Consider the following 24,234-nt stretch of genomic DNA (forward strand, 5'->3'; position numbering starts at 1 on the left):
TCAGAAATACGTCTCGACGGCCTCCGTCACCGCCGCCGCGCCGTCGGTGACCGGGACGAGTCGCCATTTGTCGAACGCCGTGCAGGGATGCGACAGCCCGAGCCGCACCACCTCGCCCACCTGGATGCGCTGTTCACCCGTCCAGCGGAGGAAAGCGTGCTGATCGTTCATCGCGCTGATCTCGGCTCGCAGCGGCCGTTCCGGGGCGCCCAGTTCGCCGGCGATGCCGAGGGGTACCGGCAGGCCCTCGTCGAAGGGCAGATCGCGCTTCCCGCCGTCGAGGAGGGCGAGGCCGGGCTCGGGCTGCGAGACCACGCGCGCGTAGGCGAACATCGCGGTGCGCAGCGGGATGTCGTCGTCTCGCACGCGGTCGGGGTCGAGAGGCGAGATCGACCGGTAGAAGCCGCTGTCGTGCGCGAGGTACGCGCCGGAGCGCAGGATCGCGCGCGCGTCCGGCATCCCGCCGATGCCCTCGGCGACGAGGTCGAAGAACGCGCTGCCGCCCGCTGTCACCCAGGGCACCTCGGGCATGAGCGGACGCACGCGCTCGACGAGGTCGCGCATGCGCGAGCAGAAGGCGCGGACGGCCGCGAGGGCGACCTCCGAGCGGTCGTGGGCGAGAGCGCCTTCGTACCCCGCGATTCCGCGCAGGGTGAGCCGGTCGGATGCGGCGATCGCCTCGGCCGTCGCGATCGCCGAGGCGTCGTCTCGGGCGCCCGTGCGTCCGTGCGCTGCGCCGATCTCGGTGAGGACGCCCCAGCGCGCGCCCGCCGGCAGCTCCGCGGTCATCCGGGCGACGACCTCGCGCGAGTCGGCCCAGCTGACCACCTCCTGATCCGGGTGCTCGTCGAGCCAGTCCGCGATGCGGCGCAACAGGGCCCCGTCCGTGCACGCGTTCGCGATCTGCACGGTCGGCACGCCGGCGCGCAGCGCCACTTCTGCCTGCCATCCGGTGGCGACGGTGATGCCGGTCGCCCCGGCCGCGAGCTGACGCCGCCACAGCTCCGGCGCCATCGTCGTCTTGCCGTGCGGCATCAGCTCGAGGCCCCGGCGCTGCGCCCAGGCGGCCATCGTGTCGATGTTGTGCTGGAGGGCGGGGCCGTCGAGCACGAACAGCGGGGTCGAGAACGAGCTGAGGGGAGTGTCGAGGTCGTCGATCGGGCGGCCGTCTAGGCCGGCCGGGAACGACTTGTCGCGCCACGAGACCGTGCGGGCGCTCACTTGTTCACCACCTCGGCGAGACGCGCCAGTTCGGCAGCATCTGCGAGGGCGGATCCGACGGCTACGACGCGCGCGCCTCCGTCGAGGAATGCCGGCGCGTTTCGCGCATCCATCCCGCCGGTCGCGACGAAGGACACGTCGGGGAAGGGGCCGCGCATCATGGTGAACCACGACGGGCCGAGCGCGGCCGCGGGGAACGCCTTCAGCCAGCGCAGACCGGCGCGTCGCGCCTGGTGGATCTCAGACGCTGTCGCGACTCCCGGAAGCGACGGCATCCCCGCGTTCTCGCTGGCTCGCACCACCTCGAGGTCCCAGCCGGGACTCACGGTGAACGTCGCGCCGGCCGACGCGGCGTCGCGCACGGTCCGCGCGTCGACGATCGTTCCCGCTCCCACCTGCTTGCCGCGGGCGCGGCCCGCCTCGACGACGGCGGTCAGCGCATCGAGGTCGACGGCGGTCTGGATCGGCACCTCGACCGCGTCGATACCGAGGTCCCAGGCGGTCTCGGCCAGCTGCAGGCTGCGCTCGACGCCCATCCCGCGGAGGATCGCCATGATGGGTGAGCCCGCGAACGCGTGGTCGAACCACGAGCCGGCGGTGTCTGCGGGGGTGTTCATGCTCGTCCTCTCGACGATGGTGACGGATCGGGCTGGGGAACGTCGGATGTAGCCGCGAGAGCGCGGGCGGCGGTCGCGTGTCCGTTCTCGAGGCGGCGCCGGGCATCGCCGCCGCGGATCAGCTCGCCGAGCCATCCCGCCGCGAACGCGTCTCCGGCTCCCACGGCCTCGACGACCTCGACGCGGTGCGCGGGCACGGTGACGACGTCGACCGGTCCGAACTCCGTCGCCTCGACGTCGGCGTCTTTCACGACGAGGTGCGGGACGTGCGGGAGATGCGAGCGGATGTCGGCCGCCGTGCTCGTGCCCCACAGCCGTTCGGCCTCGTCCCGGCCGACGAAGACCGCGTCGGCGCGCGCCGCGGCGTCGGCGATCGTTCGCGCGGCCGCCTCCGCATCGGGCCACAGGGCGGGTCGATGGTTCACGTCGAAGCTGACTCGAACGTCGTGCGAGCGCGCGGCGTCGATGGCGGCGTGGACGAGATCGCGGCACGAGGGGGAGAGGGCGAGCGTGATGCCCGTCAGATGGACGGTGTCGACCGTGGACCAGTCCACGACATCGAGCGCCGCGGGCGACAGGCGGGATGCCGCTGAGCCGGCGCGGTAGTAGTGGACGCCGTGGCCGGGGTCCTTGATGTAGACGCCGGTCGGTGCGCCGTCGTCGATGACCACGCCGTCCGTGCTCACACCGTGGCTCTCGATCCGGCGCCGGATGCGGTGTCCCAGCGGGTCGTCGCCGAGGGCGCTGAACCATCGGGCGCTCAGCCCGGCGGCGGCGAGGTGGCAGGCGAGGTTCGACTCCGCGCCGCCCGCCTCCAGGCGGAAGTCGTCGGCGGACTCGAGCGACTCGGCTCGCGCCGGGACGACGAGAGCCATCGTCTCGCCGATGCTCAGTACGTCGATCGCCCGAGACCGCGGGTTCGCCGGTTCGCTCACGCGACCCCCCTTCCGCGGGCGGGCCCGCTTCGCGTTGGTTTGACTCTTCCGCGGGCGGGCCCGCTTCACGATGGTTTAACTCGAATTATGCGGGGTTGACGAAAATCTTGCAAGAGTGATCCGCCGGCGGTCTCCGGCGCCCCGGCGATGTCCGGCCGCATCGCTAGTGTTGTCGCGTGCCAGAATCCGTCATCTCCGCTCGTGGGCTGCGCAAGACCTATGCCGTGAAGGACAAGCCCGACTTCGTCGCCGTCGACGACCTGTCGTTCGAGGTGGCGCCGGGCGAGTCCTTCGGGCTGCTCGGCCCGAACGGTGCCGGCAAGTCGACGACGATGAAGATGATCGGTGCGGTGTCCACCCGCAGCGGCGGTGACCTGCAGATCCTCGGGCTCGATCCCGATCGATACGGACCCGAGATCCGGTCGCGGCTCGGCGTCGTGCCCCAGCAGGACAACCTCGACGGCGAGTTGAACGCCCGCGAGAACCTCTACATCTACGGGCGGTACTTCGGTCTGCCGGGCAAGGTGTGCCACGAGAAGGCCGACGAGCTCCTCGCCTTCGCGCAGCTCGAGGACAAGGCGAAGAACAAGGTCGACCAGCTCTCGGGCGGCATGAAGCGGCGCCTCACGATCGCGCGCGGTCTCATCAACGATCCGCGCATCCTGCTGCTCGACGAGCCGACGACGGGCCTCGACCCCCAGGCCCGCCACGTGCTGTGGGACCGGCTGTTCCGGCTGAAGGAGCGCGGCACGACGCTCGTGCTCACGACGCACTACATGGACGAGGCCGAGCAGCTGTGCGACCGGCTCATCGTCGTCGACAAGGGGCGGATCATGGCCGAGGGCACCCCGGCCTCCCTCATCCGCGAGCACTCGAGTCGCGAAGTGCTCGAGGTGCGGTTCGGCTCCGACCGCAACGAGTCCGCAGCGGTGCAGCTGCGAGGCATCGGCGACCGCGTCGAGGTGCTTCCCGACCGCATCCTCGTCTATGCGCACGACGGCGAGGCCGCCCTCGAGCGCGTGTCCGCAGCCGGCCTCACGCCGCTCACGAGCCTCGTGCGCCGCTCGAGCCTCGAAGACGTCTTCCTGCGCCTGACCGGACGGTCGCTGATCGAATGAGCACGCGAACCGCGCACCCCACACTCGACGAGCTGCGCGCCGAGGCGCTCGCCGGCGGTCGCAGGCCCCGGCGCTACGGCACCTGGTACGTCGCCGAGCACATGATCCGCGCCATGCGCGCCTACGGCTGGACGATCGTGGTCGGCGCCGTCGGGCAGCCGATCATGTATCTGCTCGGGCTCGCGGTAGGCCTCGCGGCCCTCATCACCGCGCCGATCTCCTCCCACGGGCAGGAGGTCGGGTATCTGCCGTTCGTCGCGCCGGCGCTGCTCGTCACCGCCGCGATCGCGGTGGCCTCCGAAGAGATGACCTATCCGGTGATGGCGGGCTTCAAATGGCGCCGCTACTTCTACGGATTCAACGCGTCGGCACTGTCGAGCCCCCAGATCGCGAACGGCGTCATCATCGGTGCCACGGCGCGGATGATCGTCGCCGTCTCCGCGTACTACCTCTTCATCTGGCTCCTGCCGTTCGGGGCGGTGCCGAATCCCGCCACGGGGTGGCTGTCGATCCTCGCGGGCGTTGCGGCCGGTATCGCCTTCGGCATCCCGCTCATGGCGTACGCCGGTTCGATCCAGGACGACAAGGGGCAGTTCGCTCTCGTGCAGCGGTTCATCTTCATGCCGATGTTCCTGTTCTCGGGCACGTTCTACCCCGTCGAGACCCTGCCGATCGGCCTGCAGTGGATCGCGTGGATCTCGCCCTTGTGGCACGGCGCCGAGCTGGGGCGCGCGGCGACCTACGGGGCCGACATCGGTGCCGGGATGATCGCCGTGCACGTGCTCTACCTGCTCGCGCTCGCCGCCGTCGGGTACCTCTGGGGCCGGCGCGTCTTCACCGAGAGGCTCGCGAAATGAGCGCCGTGATCGAGCGGGGTGCACCGGCGGGACGGCGCGGCGGCGTGAGGGCGCTGTGGGCGGGCAACCCCGGCGCAGTCGTGCAGCGCGGTCTCATCGCGGCGCGCTCGTCGAGCTGGATCGTCGTGCTCTCGGGCTTCTTCGAGCCCGTGTTCTATCTCGCGTCTCTGGGCATCGGGCTCGGGGCCCTCATCGGCGAGGTCGAGACCTCGTCGGGCGCTGCGGTCCCGTACGCCGCCTACATCGCTCCCGCGCTCCTCGCGGTCTCGGCGATGAACGGCGCCGTGTACGACTCGACGTGGAACGTCTTCTTCAAGCTCAACTACGGCAAGCTCTACGAGGGCATGCTGTCGACCTCGCTGGGCCCGCTCGACGTCGCCCTCGGCGAGATCCTCTACGCGCTGCTGCGCGGTCTGGTCTACGCCACCGGATTCATGATCATCATGCAGGTGCTCGGCCTCAATCTCGCGTGGACCGCCGTGCTCGCGCTCCCGGCGGTGCTGCTCATCGCCTTCGGGTTCGCGAGCGTCGGAATGGCGGTCACGAGCTATATGAAGACGTTCCAGCACATGGACTGGATCAACTTCGTGCTGCTGCCGATGTTCCTGTTCTCGGCGACGTTCTACCCGATCACGGTCTATCCCGAGTGGGTGCAGGTGATCGTGCAGGCGCTGCCGCTGTGGCACGGTGTCGAGCTGATCCGCGGCCTGACGACCGGCATTCTCTCCGCCGGAATGCTGTGGCACGTGCTCTACTTCGTCGTCATGATCGCGCTCGGTCTCGTCTTCACCACGAAGCGGTTACGCGCCCTGTTCCTCGACTGACCGTGCCCGGGCGCGATCGGCGCTACGACTCGATGACCTCGCGGGCCTTGCGGATCCGCCGAGGGTTCACGGGGTGCGTGGCGAGCACGACCTTGCCCCGGGAATGCAGCTTCTGAAGGTCATCGTACGCCTCGGCGACATCGGCGAGCGGGTAGAAGCCCGACACGAGCGGAGAGACCACCCGCTTCTCGGCGAGCTCGACGACCTTTCGCAGTTGCGCCGTGCCGTGGGCGACGGCGTCGGGGCTGTCGGAGAGCAGGGCCACCTCGCGATCGCGACGATCGGCGCTCGACCGGAACCGTCCCGCGGGCACGCCGAGAGCCTCCGCTATCTCGTGCCCGTCCTGCCCGAAGTTGTCGATGAACGCTGTCACGCCCCCGGGCGCGATGGCGCGGATCCGCTCGACGATCCCCTCGCCGTAGCGAACCGGCTTCACGCCGAGCTGGCGCAGATAGTCGAAGTTGCGCTCGCCGCACGTGCCGATGACGCGCGCGCCGCGGTACATGGCGATCTGCGCCTCGATGCTGCCGACGCCACCGGCCGCCGCCGAGATGACGACGGTGTCATCGGCGCCGATCTTCAGCTCGTCGAGGATGTCGAGGGCCGTGGTGCCTGCGAGATACAGCCCGCCCGCTGTCTCGAAGGTCACGGCGCGAGGCTTGCGCACCAGCCGGTCCGCCGCGACCGTGACATGGGTCGCATGCGCACCCGACCGCAGATGACCGACGACATCGGTGCCGACGGGGAACCCGCTGGTGCCGGGGCCCGCAGCGATGACGGTGCCTGCGAAGCAGCTGCCCGAGCGGCGCGGATAGGGATCGTCCCACTCCTTCTCGGCACCGGAGCGCACGAACCCGTCGATGTGGTTGAGCCCCATCGTGATGACCTCGACCGTCACCTCGCCGGCGCCGGGTTCCGGCAGCGGTCGCTTCACCAGACGCAGGACCTCAGGACCTCCGGGCGCGTCGTATTCGACGACCGCTGCCTCGGTGACTTTTCTCATGGCACCCTCCTGACCTGAATGTGAATCAGACAGTAGACCGCGCATCCGGGGGCGGGGAGAGCTTGACAAAGACGGATGCCGCGAGCCCGAAGGCCCGCGGCATCCGTTCGTCCGGAGTCGGGATCAGCGCGTGGCTGCCGCGTCGCCGATGTTGGTGTCGTACTCGGAGTCCTTGGTCTCCTTCGACAGCCACAGGGCGATGAAGGTGAGCACGGCGGATGCCGTCAGGTATACGCCGACGAGCCACGTCGATCCGCCCGCGAGCGCCCACAGGGTCGTCGCGATGCTGGGGGCGACGGCCGCGCCGAGGATCGACGCCACGTTGTACGAGATGGCCGAGCCGGTGTACCGCACGTTGGTCGGGAACAGCTCGGGGAGGAGCGCCCCCATCGGACCGAACGTCGCGCCCATGAGCATGAAGCCGAGTACGAGGAACGCCTGGACGAGCGCGCCGGTGAACTTCGGGTCGAGCTGCGGCGCGAGGAACACCGCGAACAGCAGGCCGAACACGGCGATGACCCCGGTGACCCACAGGAGCAGCTTGCGGCGGCCGATCGAGTCGGCGACGGGGCCCGACAGCAGCGTGAAGATGCCGAAGAAGATGACGCCGACGATCTGCATGATGACGAAGTCGGTGAACCCGAACCCGAGGCCCGGGACGTAGGCCGCGGCATCGAACGTCGCTCCCGACGCCTCGGCGGTCGCCTGCGCGGCCTCGAGGGTCGGCTTGGTGCCGTACGCGAGGGTGAAGCTCGTCATGAGGTAGAAGAGCACGTAGGTCGCGAGCATGATGAACGTGCCGAGGATCAGCGCGCGCCAGTGGCCGCGGATGACGGATCCGAGCGGGAACTTGCGGATGGCGCCGGTCTTCTCCGCCTTGGCGAACGTCTCGCTCTCGACGAGCTTGAGACGCACCCACAGGCCGACGATGACCATGACCGCCGAGAACAGGAACGGCACACGCCAGCCCCAGGCGAGGAACTCCTCGGAGCGCTGAGCCGGGCCGTCGGGGTGGGGCAGCGCGAAGTAGATCACGAGGAAGACCGAGTTCGCGATGATGAACCCGATCGGAGCGCCCAGCTGGGGGAAGGTTCCGTACCAGGCGCGCTTGCCCTTCGGGGCGTTCTCGGTGGCCACGAGTGCCGCTCCCGACCATTCGCCGCCGAGGGCGAAGCCCTGAGCGAGGCGCAGCACGAGAAGCAGCAGGGCCGCCCACCAGCCGATGTCATTGAAGGTGGGGAGGCATCCGATGAGGATCGTCGCGATGCCCATCGTCAGGAGCGACGCGACGAGGGTCGCCTTGCGGCCGAACTTGTCGCCGAAGTGACCGAAGACGACGGCGCCGATGGGGCGGGCGATCATCGCCGCGCCGAAGACCGCGAACGAGGCCAGGAGCGACGCGGTGTCGTCGTCGCTCGGGAAGAAGAGGATCGGGAAGACCAGGACGGCCGCGGTCGCGTAGACGTAGAAGTCGTAGAACTCGATCGTGGTGCCGACGAGGCTGGCGGTGATGACGCGGGAACGGGGGTTCGCGGGCGCGGCGGGGGCCGCGGTGGCGGATGACATGTGCGGTGTGATGCCTGTCTGGGAGAACGGGTGAGCGCCCTCGTGGGAGCGTGCCGGTGGGCGGACGTCCGAGGCGGGGTGGTGCGGCGGACGCTCGACGCGGGGATCACCGGCGGCGTCGACGGTGTCGGCGACGCACGATCGTCCATTCTACGGCGGATGCCGCGACCCGGCGTCCGAGTCGCGGCATCCGCGTGCGTGGTGGGCCGGGGCCCGCGTCGTCAGCGCCAGAGCACCGCGATCGCGACGTTGGCCACCGTGCCGATTCCGATCAGCCAGAAGATGGCGGCGGGAACCGACTGGGTGCGCTTCTGGCGGGCCGAGCCGATGCCCAGCAGTGCACCGATCACGAGCAGGATGACGAGCTTGACGGCGATCTTCGTGTAGTTGAACTCGTGGTCGGTTCCCCACGGTGCTGCCAGGGCGAGCCCGGCGACACCGGCGACGAGGAGGCCGTAGCTCATGACCCGCGTGATGCGGCGGGCGCCGAGGGCTTCGACGAGCCAGGCGCCGAAGAGCGTGGCGAAACCGATGAGGTGGACGACGAGGACGATTCCGCGGAGCGTTTCCATACCCTCAGCCTAGCTGAAGGTGTGGGGTTCCGACACGGTGTCAGCCGCGAAGCGTACGCAGCGTCAGTGCGGTGCGCAGCGCGGCATCCGCGGCCTCGGCACCCTTGTCCTCCTTCGAGCCGGGCAGACCCGCCCGGTCGATGCCCTGCTGCTCGTCGTCGAGGGTGAGCACGCCGAAACCGACCGGCTTGCCCGTGTCGATCGCGACGCGCGTCAGCCCGTCGGTGGCCGCCGACGACACGAAGTCGAAGTGCGGTGTGCCGCCGCGGATGATGACGCCGAGGGCGACGACGGCATCCGCTCCGGAATCCAGCGCGGCCTTCGCCACCACCGGAAGCTCGAAGGATCCCGGCACGCGCACGAGGCGCCAGGCCGCACCCGACTCCTCGAGCACGCGCTCGGCGCCGGCGATGAGGCCGTCGGTGATGACGTCGTGCCACTGGCCGGCGACGACGACGACCTTCAGGTCGCTCGCGTCGATCTGCTGGCGTTCGGGGGCGCCGTGTCCGCTCATGCGATGTTCTCCGAGTTCTGTCGGGGGTCGGTGGTCTCGTCCGCGGTGGCTGCGGCCGTGTCGCGGGCGAGCGCCGCGCTCAGCTCGGCGTCGTCGATGATGTGCCCCATGCGGTCGCGCTTCGTGGCGAGATACTGGTGGTTGTTGGCGCCCACGCCGACGAGCAGGGGAACCTGCTCGGCGATGTCGAGGCCGAGCGCGCGCAGCTGCGACACCTTGTCGGAGTTGTTCGTCAGCAGCCGGATGCTGCCCACGCCCAGGTCCGCGAGGATGCCGGCCGCCGCCGCGTAATCGCGGGCGTCGGCGGGGAGCCCCAGTGCGAGGTTCGCATCGAGGGTGTCGAGCCCGCGCTCCTGCAGCTGGTAGGCCCGCAGCTTGTTGATGAGACCGATGCCGCGACCCTCGTGCCCGCGCATGTAGATGACGATCCCGCCGTCGCGGTCGATCGCGTCGAGAGCGGCATCCAGCTGCGGTCCGCACTCGCACTTGAGCGAGCCGAACGCCTCGCCCGTGAGGCACTCGGAGTGAACGCGCACGAGCGGGGCGGCCTCGGTCAGGTCGCCCGAGACGACCGCGATGTGGTCGGTCCCGGTGACGCGATCTTTGTAGGCGAGGAACCGGAACGCGCCGTGCGAGGTCGGCACCTGCGCCTCGGCCCGCAGGCTCACGCGGCGCCGGTTCGATGCGGCACCGCCGGCGGGACGCGGGTCGGTCTCGTCGAGGTGTGCGATGAGCTGCTCGATCGTGATGACCGGGATGCCGTCGCGCTCACCGAGCTCGAGCAGACCCGGCATCCGCATCATCGAACCGTCATCGGCCACGATCTCGGCGATCGCGCCGACCGGCTCGAGACCGGCGAGCTGCATGAGCTCGACCGCGGCTTCGGTGTGACCGCTGCGCTCGCGCACGCCGCCCTCGACGGCGCGCAGGGGGAGGATGTGGCCGGGGCGGATGACGCTGCCCGGCGTCGACGCGGGATCGGCCAGCACCGTGAGGGTGCGAGCCCGGTCGGCGGCGCTGATGCCGGTGGTCACGCCCTCGGCAGCGTCGACAGACACGGTGTAGGCGGTGCCCCGAGCGTCCTCGTTCGTCTCGACCATCGGGGGGAGGTCGAGGCGATCGGCCCACTCGGCGGGCATCGGAGCGCAGATGAAGCCGCTCGAGTGACGGACCGTCCATGCGATCCACTCGGGCGTGGCGAGGGCGGCCGACAGGATGACGTCGCCCTCGTTCTCGCGGTTCTCATCGTCGGCGACGATGATCGGCTTTCCGGCCCGCAGCGCGTCGAGCGCTTCGGAGAGGGGAGAAAGGCTCATCGGGAGCCTCCTTCGTTCGAAAGGGTGGTGAATGCCAGCAGCCGCTGGACGTGTCGGGCGAGGATGTCGGTCTCGAGGTTGACCGCGTCGCCGGCGATCCGGTCGCCGAGCGTCGTCGCGGCGAGGGTCTCGGGGATCAGGGAGACCTCGAGCCACGCCTCCGGCACGATCGCGGCGCTGACGTCGCTGACGGTCAGCGAGACGCCGTCGACCGTGATCGAGCCCTTGTCGACGACGAGCGGGGCGAGATCTGCGGGCACCGAGATGCGCAGGACGCGCCACTGCTCGCCGGGACGCACTTCCAGGACGCGGCCGAGGCCGTCGACATGTCCCTGCACGATGTGCCCGCCCAAGCGGGTGTGCGCCGCGAGCGCGCGCTCGAGGTTCACGGCCCGGCCCGGCTCGATCCCGGTGAGGCTCGACACGTCGAGGGTCTGGCGCATCACGTCCGCCGTGAACCAGTCGTCGCCCTGATCGACCACCGTGAGGCAGACGCCGCTGACGGCGATGGAGTCGCCGTGGCCGGCATCCGACACCGCCTTCGGCGCACGCACGGTGATCCGCACGCCGTCACCCGACGGCTCGACGGCGACGACCTCGCCGATCTCTTCGATGATTCCGGTGAACATCAGGCGTCTCCTTCGGACGGGGATGTCGGGGGCACGGGGGAGGCGATCACCAGCAGGTCGTCGCCGAGAGTCTCGATCGAGCTCACGCGCAGACGTCGCTGGTCGGCGATCGTCTCGACGCCGAGCGAACGCAGCGCCGGGCGGTCGTCGCCGGCTGAGCCGGAGCCGATGAGCGTCGGAGCGATGTAGGCCAGGATCTCGTCGGCGAGTCCGGCGCGCACGAACGCGCTCGCGATGGTCGGGCCGCCCTCGACGAACACACGCTGCACACCGAGTTCGCGCAGCTCCGCCATCAGCGAGGGCTCGTTGGAGCTCTCGCCGCCCAGGTTCTCGCCGTCGCGGTGCAGGAACGGCAGCGGATGACGGCGAACGAGCGCGTCGTCGGGCACGGCACGCTGGCCGAGGATGACGGGCATCGGCTGCCGGTCGTGCAGGCTGCCGTCCGGTCGCCGGGCGGTCAGAGCGGGGTCGTCCGAGAAGAGCGTGCCGGTGCCCACGACGATGGCATCGGCCTCGCTCCGGCGGCGGTGCACGTCTGCGCGCGCGGCGGGGCCGGTGATCCACTGGCTCGTGCCGTCGGCGGCCGCGGCGCGACCGTCGAGCGACTGCGCCCACTTCACGGTGACGTGCGGACGACCGAGGCGTTGCACGGTCAGCCAGTCATGGATGAGGGCTCGGCCCTCGTCGGCGAGCACTCCGTCGACGACGTCGACCCCGCCATCACGCAGGCGCTGCGCCCCGCCGGCCGAGGCGTCGCCCGGGTCGGACGCCGAGTAGACCACACGCGCGACGCCGGCCTCGATGAGCGCGAGCGCGCACGGGCCCGTGCGGCCGGTGTGGTTGCAGGGCTCGAGGCTCACGACGGCGGTGGCGCCGCGGGCGGCCCCTGCGGGCAGCTGAGAGAGGGCGTCGACCTCGGCGTGCGGAGTGCCCGCGCCGCGATGCCAGCCCTCCGCGAGCACCGAGCCGTCGGGCGCCAGGAGCACGGCGCCGACCTGGGGGTTCAGCCCGCGCGGACCGTTGCCGGCGAGCTCGAAGGCACGACGCATCGCGGCGATCTCGCGGTCGGTGGTGCCCGGCATCCTTCGTCCTTCGGTCAGTCTCCGGGGACGCGGGCGGGCGCGCGCAGCGCGAACGCTGCCGTGCTTCCTCTCATCCGGACTAGCGACTCGCGTCGCATCACCGTCGGTCCCGGAATTCCACCGGATCAACCTCTCGGCCCGAGGGCCTCGAGGGTCGCGGACTCTCACCGCCGGTTCGGATTCTCACCGACCCCGGAGCACGTTCAATACTCCGATCGTACTCAACGCGCGGACGCTCGCGGCATTCCCGACTTCCGCCGTCACTTGAGCAGGCGTGAGAGCCGGCGATCGGCGAGCAGCTTGCCGCCGGTCTGACACGTCGGGCAGTACTCGAGGCTGTTGTCGGCGAAGAAGACGCTGCGCACCTCGTCGCCGCACACCGGGCACGCTTCGCCGCGGCGGCCGTGGACCCGCATCCCGCGGCGCTTCGCGTCCTTCAGATCGGCGGGCGGCTTGCCGGATGCCGCGGCGACGGCTTCGGCCAGCGTCTCGCTGAGCGCGGTATAGAGCCGGTCGATCTCGGCGTCGTCGAGGTTCGCCGCCAGTGCGTACGGAGACAACTTCGCGACGTGGAGGATCTCGTCGGAATAGGCATTGCCGATTCCGGCGACGATCGACTGATCGCGCAGCACGCCCTTGATCTGCGTGCGGCGGCCCGCCAGCAGGCTCGCGAGGGCGTCGCGGTCGAACGAGGGATCCAGCGGGTCGGGACCGAGTCGTGCGATGCCCGGCACCTCGGCCGGATCGCGGACGACGTAGACCGCGAGCGACTTCTTCGTGCCGGCCTCGGTCAGATCGAAACCGGAGTCGTCGTCGAACCCGACGCGCAGCGCGATCGGGGTCTTGCCGGGGCGGATGACGGTCGACGGCAGCGCGTCGTACCAGCGCAGCCATCCCGCCTTGGCGAGGTGGAACACGAGGTGCGTGCCGCTGTCGGTGACGAGGTCGACGAACTTGCCGTGGCGGGCTGCGGCGGTCACGGTCGTGCCCTCGAGGGTCTCGATCGGCGGGTCGTAGGTCTTCAGGGCAGAGATCGCGCTGACACGGGCTTTCGTGATTCGGCGCCCGGCGAGGCGACCGCCGAGGTAGTCGACGAGTCCCTGCACTTCCGGCATCTCGGGCATGGCGTCATCCTGGCACGCACCACCCCAACCGGGCACGGGGTTGCGCGCGGCGGCGCTGCCGGTCGGGGTTCAGTCGGTGAGGATCGGCCAGGGCTGCGGGGCGCGGTCGTCGGTGGGCAGGATGCCGGCGATCCAGCCGTCGTGGCGGCCGCGGATGTCGGACAGGCCCTGGCGCAGCATCCCCTCGTACCGGAACCCGAGGCTGCGTGCGGTCCGCGCCGAGGCGATGTTGCCGGCGACAGCCCGCCATTCGATGCGCGCGAGCGCCAGCGGCTCGGCGAACCCGAAGTCGATGACAGCACGGGCGGCCTCGCTCAGGTAGCCGTGCCCGCGCGCCGGCGCGCTCATCCAGAACCCGATCTCCGCGGCACCGCCCGGGCTCACGCGATGGAGGCCGATCATGCCGATCCAGGCGCCCTCTCGGCGGATGCCCCACGTCAGCTCGGACTGTTCGTCCCACCAGCCTGCGGCCTTCGCGACGAAGTCCTCGGCGTGCTCGCGCGTATAGGGAGATGGCAGGGTCGTCCAGCGCGGCACCTCGGGGTCCTGAGCCGCGGTCGTGATGGCATCGACGTCGTCGAGCGTGGGGATCGACAGCTCGAGCCGCGCGGTACGCAGGGTCACCGGTTCCATCCCCCGACCCTACCGAGGTCGGGCCCGGCCCCCGGCCCCATGGCTGCGCCGCGAACAGGCTCATCCCGGTGTCGCCGTGCCGAGCGGCCGCAGGCCCCGTCCTCAGCCTGCTGACGGCACGCGCTTCAGCTGATGCGGATGCCGGGGCCGATCAGCCGACATCCCGAGCCGCGATGAAGGACGCCTCGTCGGGCGCGTGCCGAGGGGAGCCCAGCCGTGCCGTCAACAGGCTGGCGGCGCCAGGGTGCCTCTCATCGCGCGGAGTGCGGCGCCTGAGCCTGTCGGCGGCACGGATCAACGACTTCCGCACAGGCGGCGGGCGAGTTCAACTGTTCACAATTGTCTTCCGCGCCGGCCCCGCACGGGACCACGGACGACACCGTGTCGGCATGGACCCTCACGCCTCGTCAGCCTGGCTTCCCTCAGAGATCATGGAGTTGCATTGCTGGTCGACATCCGATCTGCGCGCGGGTGGTCTCCGCAAGCGCGACATCGCGGATGCCGTCGCCGCCGGCCGACTCGTGAGGCCTCGGCGGGGCTCGTACCTCGTCGCCGATGCGCCACCATCCGCCGCCGCCGCAGTATCGCTCGGCGGCCGTCTGACCTGTGTGAGCCTGTTGCGCCTCCTCGGGGTGTTCGTCCTCGAGCCCAGCGGGCCGCACGTGCAGCTGCCGCGCACGGCCTCGCGCGTGCCGACGCCTGAGGTGGGCGCGGGATCGAGGCCGGTGCTGCACTGGACACCTCCCGTCGCTCCGCGCCCCAGATGGTTCGTCTGCTCGAGCATCATCGACGCGCTGGTCCGCGCGGTGCAGTGCCAGTCACCCCGAGCTGCTGTCGCCACGCTCGACAGTGCGCTCCACCTCAGGCTTCTCCATGCCGCGGATCTCGACACGGTCTTCGCCGCGCTGCCCCTGCGGTACCGCACGCTGCGGCGCTTGATCGACGGGCGGGCGGAGTCCGGGCCGGAGACGCTCATGCGGCTGCTTCTGCGTGGAGTCGCCAAGACGGTGGAGCTGCAGGTGCGTATACCTGGCGTGGGGCGAGTCGATCTGCTGGTCGATGGATGGCTGATCGTGGAGTGCGACAGCGATGCTCATCATTCGGGCCTCGACGCGCGGCGACGAGACGGCGCGCGCGATCTCGCGGCGGCAGCCCTGGGGTACCTGACTCTGCGCCCGATGGCGTCGGACATCATGTGGCGCCCCGATCGCGTCCTCGAAGCTGTGCGCGGCGCCCTCAGCCGCGGAATTCGGCCGGTTCCCGCGCGCTGACGCTCGCCGGGCGGGTAGCCAGTGTTCTGTGCGTGCCGTGCGCAGGCCGAAACGGCCGGCGGCGGGCTGTCGAGGCGTCGATGGTGCGCTGAGCCTGTTGACGGAACAGGGATGACGCGAAGCGGTGGCCGTCGGCCCGCCGGCTAGACGCACGCCGCCCTGCGGCGCCGCCAGCCCTCAGGCCGATGCCCTGGGTCCGCGCTGGGGTCGACCGGCGGCGGAGTCCGGCCGTTGTGCGTGCCGTGCGCAGGCCGAAACGGCTGGCGGCGGGCTGTCGAGGCGTGGAACGCACGCTGAGCCTGTTGACGGAACAGGGATGACGCGAAGCGGTGGCCGTCGGCCCGCCGGCGCCTGCCCCGCCAGTGAGGACGCGGCCGAGACGGGGTCAGGCGGAGGGGTTCTGCGAGATGTAGACCGCCATCGCGGCGAGGTTCGACAGTGGGGCCATGGCACCGTTGCGGGGCGCGTCGAAGACCATCGCCTCGACGCCGGCCTCGGCGTAGGACGCGACCCAGGCCGCCGCCGAGGGAAGCGGCACGGCGAGCAGGCGCGACGCCTCCTCCTCGGGCAGGCCGAAGCCGAGCGCGGCTCCATGCGCCCGGTCGGCTGTGGAGAACGCGAAGATCACCGCGCCTTCGTCGGAGCGCAGGGCGAAGGGAGTGGGCTCGTCGTCGGAGCCTCGGGCGATGAAGAGCCAGCGGTCGAGCGCGAAGGCGGCACGCCAGAGCCGCTCCTGCACCGCGGCGTCGGCGGGGGCGGCCTTCGACGCGGCCGCAGCCTCGTCGAGCGCCTCGATCAGCGCGGGCGCGGGCTCGGCCGGCATCTGTGCGGGACCGCCCGGCGTCGCGGCATCCGGGCCGCCCTCGGCCGCAGCAGGCAGCTCCGGGTCGCGCTCGGTGGATTCGTTGTCAGACACGACGCAGCAGTCCCAACTTGTCGTAGACGTCACCGAGGGTGCGGTCGGCAACCTCGTCGGCGCGCGAAGCGTTCGACGCGAGCACCCGGTCGAGCTCGGCGGGGTCGTCGAGCAGCTCGAGGGCCCGCTCGCGGACCGGTCCGAACTCGGAGACGACGACCTCGGCCAGGCCCTTCTTGAAGTCGCCGTAGCCGCGACCGGCGTACTCGTCCTCGATCGAGGGGATCTGACGGCCGGTCAGTGCTGCGTAGATGACGAGGAGGTTCGACACGCCGGGCTTGTTCTCGCGGTCGTAGCGCACCGAGCCCTCCGAATCGGTGACGGCGCGCATGATCTTCTTCGCCGACACCTTCGGGTCGTCCAGCAGCCACAGCACACCGGCATCCGACTCGGCCGACTTCGACATCTTCGCGGTCGGGTTCTGCAGGTCGTAGATGCGGGCGGTGTCCTGCTGGATGACGGGCATCGGCACGCGGAACGTCTCGCCGTAGCGCGAGTTGAACCGCTCGGCCAGAGTGCGCGTCAGCTCGACGTGCTGCTTCTGGTCGTCACCGACCGGCACGATGTCGGTCTGGTAGAGCAGGATGTCGGCGGCCATGAGCACGGGGTAGGTGAAGAGCCCGACATTGGTGGCGTCGGCGCCGTACCGCTGCGACTTGTCCTTGAACTGCGTCATCCGGCCGGCCTCGCCGAAACCGGTGATGGTCGAGAGCACCCAGGCGAGCTCCGCGTGCGCGCGGACGTGCGACTGCACGTAGAGCGTCGAGCGGGAAGGCTCGATACCCGCCGCGATGTACTGGGCCGCGGTACGCCGGGTCTTCGCGCGCAGCTCAGCCGGGTCGTTCGGCTGGGTCAGGGCGTGCAGATCGACGACGGAGAAGAATGCGTCGTAGGTGTCCTGCAGGTCGCGCCACTGCATGAGAGCCCCGATGTAGTTGCCGATCTGGAGCGAATCGGCGGACGGCTGCATTCCGGAGTACAGGCGGGGCTTGGTCACCAGAGAAGTCTACGGGCGTCCTCCCCAGCCCTGTCGCCCCCAGCCCTGTCGTCCCGGTCGCCCCCGGTCGTGGGATCAGCCCGGGAAGACGTAGTCCGCCACGACGGGGGCGTGATCGCTCCACCGGGTGTCCCACGACGGCGCGCGCACGACGTGGTAGTCGGCGACTCGCTCCGCGAGCTGCGGTGTGGCGAGGTGGTAGTCGATGCGCCACCCGGTGTCGGTGTCGAACGCCTTTCCGCGGTTGGACCACCACGTGTAGGGGCCGTCGACCTCGCCGGCGAAGGTGCGGCCCACATCGACCCATCCGAGACCCGTGCCCCGTTCACCGTCGACGGTGTCGATCTCGACGCCCGCGGGGGCGGTGAACCGGTCGAAATACGCGCGCTCGCGCGGAAGGAAGCCCGCCTTCTTGCGGTTGCCGCGCCAGTTGCGGATGTCGAACTCGCGGTGCCCGACGTTCAGGTCGCCGGTGATGACGGCGAGCTCGCCGAGCTGCGGCATCCGCTTCTCCATCGCATCGAGGAAGGCGTACTTCGCGACCTGCTTCTCGGTGTCGGCCTCGCCGGTGAAGACGTACGCGCTGACGACCGTGAGGTGTTCTCCCGCGACCTCGATGTCGGCCTCGACCCAGCGACCCTTGGAGTCGAGGTCGTCGTCGCCGAGTTCGATGCGCCACACGTCGAGGGGCTCGCGGGCGGCGATCGCGACGCCCGCGCGCCCCTTCGCGAGCGCCTCGTCCGAGACGAAGTGCCAGCCCGGCAGCGCCGCCGCGAGATCGGAGGCCTGGGCGCGGACCTCTTGGAGGGTCAGGATGTCGACGTCGGCGGTCTCGAGCCACTCGTGCATGCCCTTGCGAGCGGCGGCGCGGATGCCGTTGACGTTGACGGAAGCGATGCGAAGACGGCGTGACACGTCTGCCAGCGTAATCGCGACCGCCGACATGGCTCAGCGAGCGGCCCGCTCCTCCGCATCGAGGCGTCGGAGCAGCTCGCGAGCCCGATTCACGTCACGCCGCGCGGGAACGCGCTTCCACCACCCGGCCTCGGCGAGCGCATGCTCGGCTTCGCGCAGCTGCGCCTCGGCCACCACGCGCAGGGCCCGTCGCTCGTCGGCGCGGCGCTCCTCCTCGGTCTTGATCTCGAGCGGGATGTCGTCATCCGCGGCCGACACCGCGACCCATGAGGCCGCGACGAGGATGACGATTCCGGCGAGGCGCAGCCAGAGGAGGAACCCGATGAGCACCGAGAACGTCGCGAGGAGCGGGTTCGTGGGGGAGTAGACGGCGAGGAAGCCTGCACCCAGCTGCAGGACGCTCAGCGCGGTGCCGCCGAATATCGATCCGGGGATGATCTTCCGCCACGGCAGCGCGGTGCCGGTGAGGAATCGGATGAGCGCCGTGAGGGCGGCGGCGTTGATGACGATCGCGACCAGCACCGACGCGAGCCGGCTCAGCACGTCGATCGTCGTCGACTCGTAGGGGATCTCGAAGAGGTCGAACAGTTGCCGGACGATGCCACCGGCGACGAGGCCGAGCGCGGCGCCGAGCACGAGCACGAGGCCGAACAGCAGGGCGGCGCCGAAGTCGCGCAGCTTCAGGAGCACGTAGTTGCGCGTGTCGAAGGGGAGCCCGAAGATGTCGCGCACGGCGCGGCGGGTGAACGTCACGAAGCCGATCGCCGTCCAGATCGCGACCGCGAGCGCGACGGCACCCGTCACCGCCAGGACGCTGCCGCTGTTGCGGGCGATGTCGGCGACGTCGCTCGGCGAGACGGGACCGCTGCCGGAGATCAGGCCCGGGATGTAGCTGTTGACGACGTCGATCAGGGCGTTGATCGCCATCGACGAGCCGCCGAGCCAGAGGCCGACGACGGCGAACGCCGTGTAGATCGTGGCGAAAAGGGCGAAGAGCGACTGATAGCTGATGCTCGCCGCGAGGAGGAAGCCGTTGTGGCGCAGGAAGTGGCGCCAGACGCGGATCGGGAACCAGCCGAGCGTGCGACGGGTGATCGTCGTCGCACGCTCGATGGGCTGGTCGAGGCGCTCGCGCAATCGGGACGAGTCCCACCGTTCGCGAAGCGCATCTGTCGCCGAGGGGTCGGGATCCACGCCTTCGAATCTACCCGCGGCGGGACGGTCAGCTGCTCGGGCACGGGGCCCGCCCGGCTCAACGACCGCGCAGAACCGCCTGCTTGACCTCGGCGATCGCCTTGGTGACCTCGATGCCGCGCGGGCATGCCTCGGTGCAGTTGAAGGTCGTGCGGCAGCGCCACACGCCCTCCTTGTCGTTGAGGATGTCGAGACGAACGTCGCCGGCATCATCGCGCGAGTCGAAGATGAAGCGGTGCGCGTTGACGATCGCGGCGGGGCCGAAGTACTGGCCGTCGGTCCAGAACACGGGGCACGACGAGGTGCACGCGGCGCACAGGATGCACTTGGTGGTGTCGTCGAAGATCTCGCGGTCGGCGATCGACTGGATGCGCTCCTTGCCGGCCTCGGGCTTCGAGTTGGCGATGAGGAACGGCTGCACCTCGCGGTAGGAGGCGAAGAACGGCTCCATGTCGACGACGAGGTCCTTCTCCAGCGGCAGGCCCTTGATCGCCTCGACGTAGATCGGCTGCGAGATGTCGAGGTCCTTGATGAGCGTCTTGCAGGCCAGGCGGTTGCGGCCGTTGATGCGCATCGCGTCCGAGCCGCAGATGCCGTGGGCGCAGGAGCGCCGGAAGGTCAGCGATCCGTCGACGTCCCACTTGATCTTGTGCAGGGCGTCGAGCACACGGTCGGTCGAGTAGAGCTCGACGTCGTAGTCGACCCACCTCGGCTCGCTGTCGACCTCGGGGTCGAAGCGCCGGATGATGAAGGTGACCAGGAACGACTGGATGCCGGTGTCGTTCGCCGCCTCGGCAGGGGCCGCGGCATCGGTTTCGACGATCGTCATCAGTACTTCCTCTCCAGCGGCGGGTACCGCAGTTCGCCGGCCTCGTTCTTGGTGAACACGACGGGCTTCCAGTCGAGCCGGATGTGGTCCTCGGCGTGCGACGAGTGGGGGTCGCCCGAGAGGTAGGCCATCGTGTGCTTCATGTAGTTCTCGTCGTCACGCGTCGGGAAATCGTCGCGCATGTGTCCGCCACGGCTCTCCTTACGGTTGCGCGCGGCGACCACGACGACCTCGGCGATGTCGAGCAGGAAGCCCAGCTCGACCGCCTCGAGCAGGTCGGTGTTGAACCGCTTGCCCTTGTCGTCGACGTGGATGTTCTTGAACCGCTCGCGCAGGTCGGCGATGACGTCCATGACGTGCAGGAGCGACTCCTCGGTGCGGAACACCTGCGCGCCCTTGTCCATCTCGTCCTGGAGCGTCTTGCGCAGGACGGCGATGCGCTCGGTGCCGGGGTTGTTGCGCACGCCCTCGATGAGCTCGCGGACCTCCTTGGCGGGGTCCTCGGGCAGCGGCACGAAGTCGGCGGTCTTGACGTACTCGACGGCGTTGCGGCCGGCGCGCTTGCCGAAGACGTTGATGTCGAGCAGCGAGTTGGTGCCGAGGCGGTTCGAGCCGTGCACCGAGACGCACGCGCACTCGCCGGCGGCGTAGAGACCCGGGACGACGGTGGTGTTGTCGGCGAGGACCTCGGCCTTGACGTTGGTGGGGATGCCGCCCATCGCATAGTGCGCGGTGGGCATGACGGGAACGGGCTCGACGACCGGGTCGACACCCAGGTAGGTGCGGGCGAACTCGGTGATGTCGGGGAGCTTGGTCTCGAGGACCTCGGCGCCCAGGTGCGTGCAGTCCAGCAGCACGTAGTCGCGGTGCGGTCCGGCGCCGCGGCCCTCGGCGACCTCCTGCTGCATGCACCGCGAGACGATGTCGCGGGGAGCGAGGTCCTTGATGGTGGGGGCGTAGCGCTCCATGAATCGCTCGCCCGACGCGTTGCGCAGGATCGCGCCCTCACCGCGCGCGCCTTCGGTGAGAAGGATGCCGAGACCGGCGAGGCCGGTCGGGTGGAACTGGAAGAACTCCATGTCCTCGAGCGGCAGGCCCTTGCGCCAGACGATGCCGACGCCATCGCCCGTGAGGGTGTGGGCGTTGGAGGTCGTCTTGTAGATCTTGCCGAAGCCGCCGGTGGCGAAGACGACGGCCTTCGAGTGGAAGACGTGCAGGTCGCCGGTTGCCAGGTCGTAGGCGACGACGCCCGCGGTCTGGGTCGAGCCGTCGGGGGCGGTCACCGTGATGAGGTCGAGCACGTAGTACTCGTTGAAGAAGTTGATGCCGAGCTTGACGCAGTTCTGGAACAGCGTCTGCAGGATCATGTGGCCGGTGCGGTCGGCGGCATAGCAGGCGCGGCGGACCGGGGACTTGCCGTGGTCGGCGGTGTGGCCGCCGAATCGGCGCTGGTCGATCTTGCCGTCGGGCGTGCGGTTGAAGGGCAGGCCCATGTTCTCGAGGTCGATGACCGCGTCGATGGCCTCCTTCGCGAGGATCTCGGCCGCGTCCTGGTCGACGAGGTAGTCGCCGCCTTTGACGGTGTCGAAGGTGTGCCACTCCCACGAGTCCTCTTCGACGTTGGCGAGCGCCGCCGCCATGCCGCCCTGTGCCGCACCGGTGTGCGAGCGGGTCGGGTAGAGCTTCGAGATCACCGCGGTGCGAGCGCCCGGACCGGCTTCGATCGCCGCCCGCATGCCGGCGCCGCCGGCGCCGACGATGACGATGTCGAACTGGTGGTAGTGGATGCCGTCCTTGACGACGACCTCTTCGGTCTGGGTGCTCACGGGGCGAGCCTTTCGTTGCTGTGATTCACGTCGTCGGAGCGCAGGGTCAGCCCTGGCAGGTCTCCCAGAGCATGCTGTCCGCCGTCACTCCGAGGCAGGGGTCGAAGGTGAACACGACCAGGGTGCCGAGCAGGATCAGCAGGCCGGCCGAGAGCCAGATGGCCCAGACGAGGACCTTCCGCGCCGTTGCACCGGTGACGTAGTCGTTCACGATCGTGCGCATGCCGTTCGCGCCGTGGATCAGGGCGAGCCACAGCATGAGGACGTCCCACCACTGCCAGAACGGGCTGGCGAACTTGCCCGCCACGAACGCGAAGTCGATGCCCTTGATGCCCTCGCCGAGCATCAGGTTGACGAAGAGGTGGCCGAAGATCAAGACGACCAGCAGCACGCCGGAGGCGCGCATGTAGACCCAGCCCCACTTCTCGAGGTTGGCGCCCTTCTTGCGGACCTGCGGGCTGCGGGGAGCGGCAAGGGTGTCGGCGGTCATCAGTGACCCCCTCCAATCTCGGAGAGAACGATGGGCACGTGACGTGCAGCGAAGCCGATGATCGTGACGGCCCAGACAGCCAGCACGCCCCACCACAGCTGACGCTGATGACGCGTGGCCCACGGCCACAGGTCGACCGCGATGATGCGCAGGCCGTTGAAGGCGTGGTACACGATCGCGGCGACGAGGGCGACCTCGCCGAGACCCATGATCGGGTTCTTGTAGGTGCCGATGACGGCGTCGTAGGCCTCGGGCGACACGCGGATCAGCGCGGTGTCGAGCACGTGGACCAAGAGGAAGAAGAAGATGGCCACGCCGGTGATGCGGTGAAGCACCCACGACCACATGCCCTCGTTGCCGCGGTACAGCGTGCCGCGCGGGGTCTTTGAGGTGGTCTGGGCTACCGACGGTGTGACGCGTGCTGGTGCAGACACGGTCGTCCTCCCTGGATCGAACACGGTTCGTGGGGGCGATCGATGCCCCGGTGGGGTGGTTGACCCCCGGCGTCACATGGGCGCACAACGATTCTAGGCCGGGAAAATGACGCGGGGCGACGAAGGGCACCCTAAAGAAACGGGGTTCTTGCGCCGGGGCGAGGGCCGGGGCCCCGGTACGCTCGGAGGATGGTCGACGAGATCCCGGACTTCTACGCCGTCATCCCCGCCGGAGGGGTGGGCAGCAGGCTGTGGCCGCTGTCGCGTGCCGACGCGCCGAAGTTCCTGCACGACCTCACGGGGTCGGGGCACTCGCTGCTGCGCGACACGTGGGACCGGCTCGCGCCGCTCTCCGGTCCCGACCGCATCGCCGTCGTCACCGGTCGCGCGCACCGCGCGGCCGTCGAGGCTCAGCTTCCCGGCATCCCCGACAAGAACGTCTTCCTCGAGTCGGAGCCGCGCGACTCCGCGGCCGCGATCGGTCTGGCTGCCGCGATCCTGCACCGCCGGCATCCCGACGTCATCATCGGCTCGTTCGCCGCCGACCACGTCATCCGCGGCAGCCGGGTGTTCGAGTTTGCGGTCCGCGACGCGGTCGAGGTCGCGCGCGAGGGCTACATCTGCACGATCGGGATCACTCCCTCCGAGCCCGCGGTCGGCTTCGGCTACATCAAGCGCGGGGGCGAGCTCATCGTCGAGGGCGCCCGTGACGCCTCCCTCGTCGAGCGATTCGTCGAGAAACCCGATCTCGAGACCGCACGTGCCTACGTCTCCGACCGGTCGTATCTGTGGAACGCGGGCATGTTCATCTCGCGCGCCGACGTCCTGCTGGCCGAGATCGAGGCCAACAGTCCCGAGCTGCACGCGGGGCTGCTCGAGCTCGCCGAGGCCTGGGACGACCGCGACCGGCGCGGGCCCGCCGTCGACCGCATCTGGCCGAAGCTGAAGAAGATCGCGATCGACTACGTCGTCGCCGAGCCGGCTGCCGAGAAGGGCAAGCTCGCCGTGGTTCCCGGGCACTTCGACTGGGACGACGTCGGCGACTTCGCGAGCCTCGCGAAGCTCAACTCCAACGGGCGCAAGAACGACCTCGCGATCCTGGGAGAGAACGCGCGCATCCTATCGGACGCCGCCAGCGGGATCGTCGTCAGCCACACCTCGCGCGTCATCAGCCTCATCGGCGTCAAGGACATCGTCGTCGTCGATACCCCCGACGCGCTTCTGGTGACCACGAGCGAGAACGCCCAGCGGGTCAAGCACGTCGTCGACGCCCTCAAGCTGACGGGCCGCGGCGACGTTCTGTGACGCGCACATTGCGTCTTTGTAACCATTCGCGGGGCGCGGTGCGTCC

The 24,234-nt window shown here is 69.9% G+C and carries 25 protein-coding genes; 5 read left to right on the forward strand and 20 right to left on the reverse strand.

Features of this window, described 5'->3' with window-relative positions:
- Genes C3481_RS14550 through C3481_RS14560 form a run of 3 tightly spaced genes read right to left on the reverse strand, consistent with a single transcriptional unit; the run spans nt 1 to nt 2,773 of the window.
- Complete coding sequence (locus C3481_RS14550; protein ID WP_023955584.1) at nt 1–1,221, reverse strand: putative amino acid aldolase or racemase; 1,221 nt, start codon at nt 1,219–1,221, stop codon at nt 1–3.
- Nucleotides 1,218–1,838, reverse strand: coding sequence for a bifunctional 4-hydroxy-2-oxoglutarate aldolase/2-dehydro-3-deoxy-phosphogluconate aldolase (locus C3481_RS14555; RefSeq protein WP_103843048.1), 621 nt, complete (start codon nt 1,836–1,838; stop codon nt 1,218–1,220). Before C3481_RS14555 ends, C3481_RS14550 begins: the two co-directional genes overlap by 4 nt.
- Nucleotides 1,835–2,773, reverse strand: a complete 939-nt coding sequence (locus tag C3481_RS14560; RefSeq protein WP_258039136.1) for a sugar kinase — start codon at nt 2,771–2,773, stop codon at nt 1,835–1,837. The genes C3481_RS14555 and C3481_RS14560 overlap by 4 nt, the downstream gene beginning before the upstream one ends.
- Before the next feature lie 176 nt (nt 2,774–2,949).
- On the opposite strand from C3481_RS14560, the gene C3481_RS14565 reads away from it, so the two are divergent.
- Genes C3481_RS14565 through C3481_RS14575 form a run of 3 tightly spaced genes read left to right on the forward strand, consistent with a single transcriptional unit; the run spans nt 2,950 to nt 5,572 of the window.
- A complete protein-coding gene (locus C3481_RS14565; protein WP_103843050.1) occupies nt 2,950–3,891 on the forward strand; it encodes an ABC transporter ATP-binding protein in 942 nt (313 codons plus the stop codon).
- On the forward strand, nt 3,888–4,748 hold the full coding sequence (locus tag C3481_RS14570) for an ABC transporter permease (protein ID WP_023955576.1): 861 nt from the start codon (nt 3,888–3,890) through the stop codon (nt 4,746–4,748). Before C3481_RS14565 ends, C3481_RS14570 begins: the two co-directional genes overlap by 4 nt.
- The gene (locus tag C3481_RS14575; protein ID WP_103843052.1) at nt 4,745–5,572 is read left to right on the forward strand and encodes an ABC transporter permease; all 828 of its coding nucleotides are present in this window, start codon (nt 4,745–4,747) and stop codon (nt 5,570–5,572) included. The genes C3481_RS14570 and C3481_RS14575 overlap by 4 nt, the downstream gene beginning before the upstream one ends.
- 22 nt (nt 5,573–5,594) lie before the next feature.
- On the opposite strand, the gene C3481_RS14580 is transcribed toward C3481_RS14575, so the two are convergent.
- The 9 genes from C3481_RS14580 to C3481_RS14620 all read right to left on the reverse strand — a co-directional run bounded on the left by C3481_RS14580 (nt 5,595) and on the right by C3481_RS14620 (nt 14,011).
- Nucleotides 5,595–6,575: an NADP-dependent oxidoreductase gene (locus C3481_RS14580; protein ID WP_181021949.1), complete on the reverse strand. Its 981-nt coding sequence runs from the start codon at nt 6,573–6,575 to the stop codon at nt 5,595–5,597.
- A gap of 123 nt (nt 6,576–6,698) precedes the next feature.
- The gene (locus C3481_RS14585) at nt 6,699–8,141 is read right to left on the reverse strand and encodes an MFS transporter (RefSeq protein ID WP_064955712.1); all 1,443 of its coding nucleotides are present in this window, start codon (nt 8,139–8,141) and stop codon (nt 6,699–6,701) included.
- Nucleotides 8,142–8,362: 221 nt separating this feature from the next.
- On the reverse strand, nt 8,363–8,713 hold the full coding sequence (locus C3481_RS14590; protein WP_064955711.1) for a hypothetical protein: 351 nt from the start codon (nt 8,711–8,713) through the stop codon (nt 8,363–8,365).
- 40 nt (nt 8,714–8,753) lie between these two features.
- On the reverse strand, nt 8,754–9,227 hold the full coding sequence (gene ribH / locus C3481_RS14595) for a 6,7-dimethyl-8-ribityllumazine synthase (protein WP_023955566.1): 474 nt from the start codon (nt 9,225–9,227) through the stop codon (nt 8,754–8,756).
- On the reverse strand, nt 9,224–10,543 hold the full coding sequence (ribA, locus tag C3481_RS14600; RefSeq protein WP_103843056.1) for a GTP cyclohydrolase II: 1,320 nt from the start codon (nt 10,541–10,543) through the stop codon (nt 9,224–9,226). The genes ribH and ribA overlap by 4 nt, the downstream gene beginning before the upstream one ends.
- Complete coding sequence (locus C3481_RS14605; protein ID WP_023955562.1) at nt 10,540–11,172, reverse strand: riboflavin synthase; 633 nt, start codon at nt 11,170–11,172, stop codon at nt 10,540–10,542. Before C3481_RS14605 ends, ribA begins: the two co-directional genes overlap by 4 nt.
- A complete protein-coding gene (ribD, locus tag C3481_RS14610) occupies nt 11,172–12,254 on the reverse strand; it encodes a bifunctional diaminohydroxyphosphoribosylaminopyrimidine deaminase/5-amino-6-(5-phosphoribosylamino)uracil reductase RibD (protein WP_103843058.1) in 1,083 nt (360 codons plus the stop codon). Before ribD ends, C3481_RS14605 begins: the two co-directional genes overlap by 1 nt.
- 260 nt (nt 12,255–12,514) lie before the next feature.
- Nucleotides 12,515–13,378, reverse strand: a complete 864-nt coding sequence (locus C3481_RS14615) for an Fpg/Nei family DNA glycosylase (protein WP_088380546.1) — start codon at nt 13,376–13,378, stop codon at nt 12,515–12,517.
- A 69-nt stretch (nt 13,379–13,447) separates the two neighbouring features.
- A complete protein-coding gene (locus C3481_RS14620; protein WP_023955556.1) occupies nt 13,448–14,011 on the reverse strand; it encodes a GNAT family N-acetyltransferase in 564 nt (187 codons plus the stop codon).
- A gap of 389 nt (nt 14,012–14,400) precedes the next feature.
- Between C3481_RS14620 and C3481_RS14625 the strand changes: the two genes are divergently transcribed.
- The gene (locus C3481_RS14625) at nt 14,401–15,282 is read left to right on the forward strand and encodes an endonuclease domain-containing protein (protein ID WP_258039137.1); all 882 of its coding nucleotides are present in this window, start codon (nt 14,401–14,403) and stop codon (nt 15,280–15,282) included.
- A 385-nt stretch (nt 15,283–15,667) separates the two neighbouring features.
- Here the strand turns inward: C3481_RS14625 and C3481_RS14630 are convergent, their stop codons facing one another.
- The 8 genes from C3481_RS14630 to sdhC form a co-directional block, all read right to left on the reverse strand.
- Nucleotides 15,668–16,198: a hypothetical protein gene (locus C3481_RS14630; RefSeq protein WP_237049150.1), complete on the reverse strand. Its 531-nt coding sequence runs from the start codon at nt 16,196–16,198 to the stop codon at nt 15,668–15,670.
- Nucleotides 16,191–17,195: a tryptophan--tRNA ligase gene (gene trpS / locus C3481_RS14635; protein WP_023955550.1), complete on the reverse strand. Its 1,005-nt coding sequence runs from the start codon at nt 17,193–17,195 to the stop codon at nt 16,191–16,193. Before trpS ends, C3481_RS14630 begins: the two co-directional genes overlap by 8 nt.
- A 75-nt stretch (nt 17,196–17,270) precedes the next feature.
- Nucleotides 17,271–18,140 carry an exodeoxyribonuclease III gene (locus C3481_RS14640; RefSeq protein WP_023955548.1) on the reverse strand — a complete coding sequence of 290 codons (870 nt, stop codon included), beginning with the start codon at nt 18,138–18,140 and terminating at the stop codon, nt 17,271–17,273.
- A 3-nt stretch (nt 18,141–18,143) separates the two neighbouring features.
- A complete protein-coding gene (locus tag C3481_RS14645) occupies nt 18,144–19,304 on the reverse strand; it encodes a YihY/virulence factor BrkB family protein (protein ID WP_103843060.1) in 1,161 nt (386 codons plus the stop codon).
- Nucleotides 19,305–19,362: 58 nt separating this feature from the next.
- Nucleotides 19,363–20,133, reverse strand: a complete 771-nt coding sequence (locus C3481_RS14650; RefSeq protein WP_023955544.1) for a succinate dehydrogenase iron-sulfur subunit — start codon at nt 20,131–20,133, stop codon at nt 19,363–19,365.
- Nucleotides 20,133–21,959 carry a succinate dehydrogenase flavoprotein subunit gene (sdhA, locus tag C3481_RS14655; RefSeq protein ID WP_023955542.1) on the reverse strand — a complete coding sequence of 609 codons (1,827 nt, stop codon included), beginning with the start codon at nt 21,957–21,959 and terminating at the stop codon, nt 20,133–20,135. The genes C3481_RS14650 and sdhA overlap by 1 nt, the downstream gene beginning before the upstream one ends.
- 46 nt (nt 21,960–22,005) lie before the next feature.
- The gene (locus C3481_RS14660) at nt 22,006–22,449 is read right to left on the reverse strand and encodes a succinate dehydrogenase hydrophobic membrane anchor subunit (RefSeq protein WP_023955540.1); all 444 of its coding nucleotides are present in this window, start codon (nt 22,447–22,449) and stop codon (nt 22,006–22,008) included.
- The gene (sdhC, locus tag C3481_RS14665; protein WP_023955538.1) at nt 22,449–22,883 is read right to left on the reverse strand and encodes a succinate dehydrogenase, cytochrome b556 subunit; all 435 of its coding nucleotides are present in this window, start codon (nt 22,881–22,883) and stop codon (nt 22,449–22,451) included. The genes C3481_RS14660 and sdhC overlap by 1 nt, the downstream gene beginning before the upstream one ends.
- A 189-nt stretch (nt 22,884–23,072) precedes the next feature.
- Here sdhC and C3481_RS14670 point away from each other — a divergent pair, with 189 nt between their 5' ends.
- Nucleotides 23,073–24,188, forward strand: a complete 1,116-nt coding sequence (locus C3481_RS14670) for a mannose-1-phosphate guanylyltransferase (RefSeq protein ID WP_094260199.1) — start codon at nt 23,073–23,075, stop codon at nt 24,186–24,188.
- The last annotated feature ends 46 nt before the right edge of the window (nt 24,189–24,234 follow it).

It is taken from the genome of Microbacterium sp. Ru50 (genome assembly GCF_002920555.1).
GTDB classification, from domain to species: Bacteria; Actinomycetota; Actinomycetes; order Actinomycetales; family Microbacteriaceae; genus Microbacterium; species Microbacterium arborescens.

Excerpts from the sequence above, each read along its gene's own strand:
- C3481_RS14555 (WP_103843048.1), bottom strand. The coding sequence starts at position 1,838 with ATGAACACCCCCGCAGACACCGCCGGCTCGTGGTTCGACCACGCGTTC.
- C3481_RS14570 (WP_023955576.1), top strand. The coding sequence starts at position 3,888 with ATGAGCACGCGAACCGCGCACCCCACACTCGACGAGCTGCGCGCCGAG.
- C3481_RS14575 (WP_103843052.1), top strand. The coding sequence starts at position 4,745 with ATGAGCGCCGTGATCGAGCGGGGTGCACCGGCGGGACGGCGCGGCGGC.
- C3481_RS14580 (WP_181021949.1), bottom strand. The coding sequence starts at position 6,575 with ATGAGAAAAGTCACCGAGGCAGCGGTCGTCGAATACGACGCGCCCGGA.
- C3481_RS14585 (WP_064955712.1), bottom strand. The coding sequence starts at position 8,141 with ATGTCATCCGCCACCGCGGCCCCCGCCGCGCCCGCGAACCCCCGTTCC.
- C3481_RS14590 (WP_064955711.1), bottom strand. The coding sequence starts at position 8,713 with ATGGAAACGCTCCGCGGAATCGTCCTCGTCGTCCACCTCATCGGTTTC.
- ribH (WP_023955566.1), bottom strand. The coding sequence starts at position 9,227 with ATGAGCGGACACGGCGCCCCCGAACGCCAGCAGATCGACGCGAGCGAC.
- ribA (WP_103843056.1), bottom strand. The coding sequence starts at position 10,543 with ATGAGCCTTTCTCCCCTCTCCGAAGCGCTCGACGCGCTGCGGGCCGGA.
- C3481_RS14605 (WP_023955562.1), bottom strand. The coding sequence starts at position 11,172 with ATGTTCACCGGAATCATCGAAGAGATCGGCGAGGTCGTCGCCGTCGAG.
- ribD (WP_103843058.1), bottom strand. The coding sequence starts at position 12,254 with ATGCCGGGCACCACCGACCGCGAGATCGCCGCGATGCGTCGTGCCTTC.
- C3481_RS14615 (WP_088380546.1), bottom strand. The coding sequence starts at position 13,378 with ATGCCCGAGATGCCGGAAGTGCAGGGACTCGTCGACTACCTCGGCGGT.
- C3481_RS14620 (WP_023955556.1), bottom strand. The coding sequence starts at position 14,011 with ATGGAACCGGTGACCCTGCGTACCGCGCGGCTCGAGCTGTCGATCCCC.
- C3481_RS14625 (WP_258039137.1), top strand. The coding sequence starts at position 14,401 with ATGGACCCTCACGCCTCGTCAGCCTGGCTTCCCTCAGAGATCATGGAG.
- C3481_RS14640 (WP_023955548.1), bottom strand. The coding sequence starts at position 18,140 with ATGTCGGCGGTCGCGATTACGCTGGCAGACGTGTCACGCCGTCTTCGC.
- C3481_RS14650 (WP_023955544.1), bottom strand. The coding sequence starts at position 20,133 with ATGACGATCGTCGAAACCGATGCCGCGGCCCCTGCCGAGGCGGCGAAC.
- C3481_RS14660 (WP_023955540.1), bottom strand. The coding sequence starts at position 22,449 with ATGACCGCCGACACCCTTGCCGCTCCCCGCAGCCCGCAGGTCCGCAAG.
- C3481_RS14670 (WP_094260199.1), top strand. The coding sequence starts at position 23,073 with ATGGTCGACGAGATCCCGGACTTCTACGCCGTCATCCCCGCCGGAGGG.